Below are 3,079 nucleotides of genomic sequence, written 5' to 3'. Positions count from 1 at the left end.
AAGAAGTTCTCCAGGTCCCTGGTGAACGCCTCCACCGCGGTCATCAGGCAGCCGACGTGGGCGTAGACGCCGCACAGCACGAGCTGGTCGCGGCCCGAGGCGGCCAGGTGCTCGGCGAGCCCGTTGCCGTGGAAGGCGCTGTAGCGCCACTTGGTGAACACGCGGCTGTCCTCGTCCGGGGCCAGCTCGTCGAGCACCTGGCGGTCCTCGGCGGTGGTGGTCATCCCCGGACCCCAGAAGTCCTTGAGCAGACCGCGCTCCCGCTCGGTCATGCCGCCGGGCTGCGCGGTGTAGAGCACCGGCACGCCCGAGGCGCGGGCGGCGCGCACCAGCGCGGCGGTGTTGGCGACGAGCGCGGCCCCCGGCTGCTCCCCGCGCGGGAAGGGCCGCACGAAGTAGCGCTGCATGTCGTGCACGAGCCGCGCGGCGCGGCGCGGGTCGATCCGCCAGCGCGCGGTGTTCGCGGGCAGGTCGTCCGCTCCCGGCAGCGGGTACGGCGCGATGGTGGGGATGGTCATGGGTTCGCCTCTCTCGTCCGCGTCCGGCGCCTGCGGCTACCTGCCGAGCGCGGCGCCGCCGTCGACGTACAGGTCGTGCAGGGTGATGTGCGCCGCCCGGTCCGACAGCAGGAAGAGCACCGAGTCGGCCACGTCCTCGGGGGTGGCGAACTTGCGCAGCGGGATGCCGACGCGGTAGTCCGGCGGGGAGCCGTCGAGCGAGCGGGCGGGCCCGCTCTCGTCGGCCCACAGGGCGCGGAGCATGGGGGTGTCGGTGGAGCCGGGGGCCACGACGTTGCAGCGCACGCCCCGCCCGGCGAGCTCCAGGCCGAGGCTCTTGGTGAAGGCGGTCGCCGCCGCCTTGGAGGCAGCGTAGGCGGCCATGCCCGCCCTGGGCACGCCCGCCGCGTTGGAGGCGATGGTGACCACGGCGCCCCCCTCCACGAGGTGCCGGGAGGCCGCGGTGGAGAACAGGAAGACCCCGCGCGCGTTGACCGCGAACGTGTCGTCCCAGTCCTGGGCGGACAGCTCGTCCGCGCGGCCCGGCCGCAGCACGCCCGCCCCGTTGACCAGGAAGTCGAGGCCTCCGAACTCCTCGGCGGCCTGGTCGACGACGGCGCGCGCCTGCCGGGCGTCGCCGACGTCGGCCGGGAACGGCCGCAGCGCGCCCGGCCCACCCGCCAGTTCGCGCTCCAGCTCCTCCAGCGCGTCCCGGCGGAGGTCGACGGCGGCCACTCGGGCGCCCGCGTCGACCAGGGCCGCGCACACCGCGCGGCCGATGCCCCCGGCAGCGCCGGTGACGACGGCGGCCTTGCCCTGGAACCCCGGTGTCATCGCGTTCCTCCTCCTGCTGGTCCGGCTGGTCAGGCGATCCAGGCGAGCGCCACGTCCACGGCCTGGGCCGGGTTGAGCCTGGGGTCGCACAGGGTGGTGTAGGGCTGCCCCGGCAGCTGGTCCGCGCTCCAGACGCACTCGGCGACCTCGTCGGGGGTGGTCTCCAGGTGCAGTCCGCCCGCCGCGCCGCCGTGCGCGAGCACGGTGTCCTGGAAGTGCTCCAGCTCGCGGACGACCGCGGTCACCACGCGCGTCTTGCGGCCGTCCGGGGTGCGGGAGGTGTTGCCGTGCACGGGATCGCACAACCACACCACCGGGTGGCCCTGGGCGCGCACGGCCCGCACCAGCGGGGGCAGCGCGCCGAGGACGCGGTCCGCGCCCATGCGGGCGATCAGGGTGAGCCTGCCCGGTTCGCGGCACGGGTCGAGCACCGAGCACAGCTCCAGCAGCTCGGCCTCGGAGGTGGTGGGCCCGACCTTGCAGGCCACCGGGTTGCGCACCGAGGCCAGCAGCCGCACGTGCGCCCCGCCCGGCTGGCGGGTGCGCTCGCCCACCCACGGCAGGTGGGCGGAGGTGAGCAGCAGGCCGCCCGCGTCTGCGGGGCGCACCTGGGGCAGCTCGTAGTCCAGCACCAGCGCCTCGTGGCTGGTCCACACCTCGTCGCCGCCGGTGCGGCCCCTGGCTCGCAGCTGGGCCAGCACCCGCGCGGAGCGGTCGTGGCACAGCGCCATCCGCCGGGGGTCGGCGACCCGGTCGGCGGTGTCGGGGCGGGGCCCGTGCACCATCGGCCCCCGGTAGGCGGGCAGCTCCAGGTCGCCGATCCGCTCGGTGGGGTGCGAGCGGGGTTTGGCGAACTGGCCCGCGATCCGGCCGATCCGCAGCACCGGCCGCCCGGTCCGCTCGCGCACGACGGCGGCGAGCCGGTCGAGCTGGTCGGCCTTGGCGCGCACGTCGCGGGGGCCGCAGCGGTCGGGGTCCTCGGCGCAGTCGCCTGCCTGCACGACCCTGGCGCGGCCGAGCGCGACCTCGGCCAGAGCGGCCCGCAGCGCGGCCACCTCGGCCTCGGCGACCAGCGGGGGCCGCCGGGCCAGCTCCTCGCGGACCCGGCGCGCCGCAGCGGGGTCGGGCCACTGCGGTTGCTGCCGCGCGGGCGCGGCCACCGGATCGGCGGCCAGTGGGGCGCCGGCGGTGCGTTCGGACACCATGTCGTTCCCCAACTCGCTCTCGGTGACGGCGCCGCCCCCTCGACGGGCGGGCGGGACTCGGCGGGACCGCGCGCCCCGGTCGTCGTGGTGGGCGGCCGGAACCGACCTTGGCAGGCGGGGGCGGTCAGGTGTAGCCGCTCGCGCTGGCCCGTGGCGGACGTGGCCCTGTGCGGACACGGCGGCGGGGCCGCGCGCGGGGACCCGCTGCCTAGGGTTGGCCGCACCGGCGGGTGGGCCGCGTCCCCCCGCCCCGGAATCGGAGGTCCACTCGGCGATGCACGACCACCTCGACACCGACGTGCTGGTCGCGGGCGGCGGCTCGGTCGGCCTGCTCACCGCGCTGTTCCTGGCCAGGAGGGGGGTTCGGGTGGTGGTCGCGGAGCGCGCGGCGGCGCCGCAGCGGCACCCGCGCGCCATGGGCATCGGACCGAGGACGGTGGAGGTGCTGCGGGAGGCGGGGCTGCACGAGGCGGTCGACGCGCTGTGCGTGGACATGCGGGGCAGCGGGCTGGGGATGTTCTCGGCGCGCACGCTCGCCGAGGC

At 76.9% G+C, this 3,079-nt stretch carries 4 protein-coding genes; 1 reads left to right on the top strand and 3 read right to left on the bottom strand.

The window, feature by feature from the left end; translation table 11 throughout:
* The 3 genes from ACTUAL_RS01575 to ACTUAL_RS01565 all read right to left on the bottom strand — a co-directional run.
* Positions 1–518 (bottom strand): isochorismatase family protein (locus tag ACTUAL_RS01575; protein ID WP_440899005.1); only part of this gene is annotated, 518 nt, incomplete at its 3' end.
* A gap of 36 nt (positions 519–554) precedes the next feature.
* A complete protein-coding gene (locus ACTUAL_RS01570; RefSeq protein WP_440899004.1) occupies positions 555–1,331 on the bottom strand; it encodes a 2,3-dihydro-2,3-dihydroxybenzoate dehydrogenase in 777 nt (258 codons plus the stop codon).
* A 29-nt stretch (positions 1,332–1,360) separates the two neighbouring features.
* Positions 1,361–2,536, bottom strand: a complete 1,176-nt coding sequence (locus ACTUAL_RS01565) for a 3-deoxy-7-phosphoheptulonate synthase (protein WP_440899003.1) — start codon at positions 2,534–2,536, stop codon at positions 1,361–1,363.
* Positions 2,537–2,810: 274 nt separating this feature from the next.
* On the opposite strand from ACTUAL_RS01565, the gene ACTUAL_RS01560 reads away from it, so the two are divergent.
* The coding region (locus tag ACTUAL_RS01560) for an FAD-dependent oxidoreductase (RefSeq protein WP_440899002.1) at positions 2,811–3,079 on the top strand (269 nt) is incomplete at its 3' end.

This window comes from Actinosynnema sp. (genome assembly GCF_052038725.1).
The sequence above is the reverse complement of the archived record's forward strand: the minus strand, read 5'-3'. Positions and strand labels throughout refer to the sequence as shown.

What these genes read in the sequence shown, in the direction of transcription:
- ACTUAL_RS01570 (WP_440899004.1), bottom strand. Translation starts at nt 1,331, where the DNA reads ATGACACCGGGGTTCCAGGGCAAGGCCGCCGTCGTCACCGGCGCTGCC.
- ACTUAL_RS01565 (WP_440899003.1), bottom strand. Translation starts at nt 2,536, where the DNA reads ATGGTGTCCGAACGCACCGCCGGCGCCCCACTGGCCGCCGATCCGGTG.